Source organism: Citrobacter sp. Cf132 (assembly GCF_030333885.1).
GTDB classification, from domain to species: Bacteria; Pseudomonadota; Gammaproteobacteria; order Enterobacterales; family Enterobacteriaceae; genus Citrobacter; species Citrobacter freundii.
The window spans coordinates 1-233 of the sequence record NZ_JAOWFA010000003.1 but is presented as its reverse complement, the minus strand read 5'-3'; the positions used below and the strand labels follow the sequence as shown (position 1 = coordinate 233).

The following is a 233-nucleotide window of genomic DNA, read 5'->3' as shown; positions in this document are numbered from 1 at the left end:
AGCAGGAACGCGATGAGCCCTTCTTCGTGCGGGCTGTCACCTCATCTTCGGACCATCGAAACTCTTCTGCTTCTGTCGGAGCGTCAGCTCCAGCTCGTTCTGACGCTGATACTCCAGTGCAGCCTTCTCCTCGATGGCATTCAGTTCCCGGACAAGCGGCGCAGCTGCTCGCTTAAACTCAGCACCTGCGTGCTCAAGTCCGACACGCGCTCGTTCAGCACCGCGTTCTCCCG

General features: G+C 59.7%; 1 protein-coding gene. It reads right to left on the bottom strand.

Going from position 1 to position 233, the window contains the following annotated elements; translation table 11 throughout:
* Window positions 1–140: 140 nt before the first annotated feature.
* A partial coding sequence (locus OGV85_RS00015; protein WP_285834145.1) for an MbeD/MobD family mobilization/exclusion family protein occupies window positions 141–233 on the bottom strand: 93 nt, incomplete at its 5' end.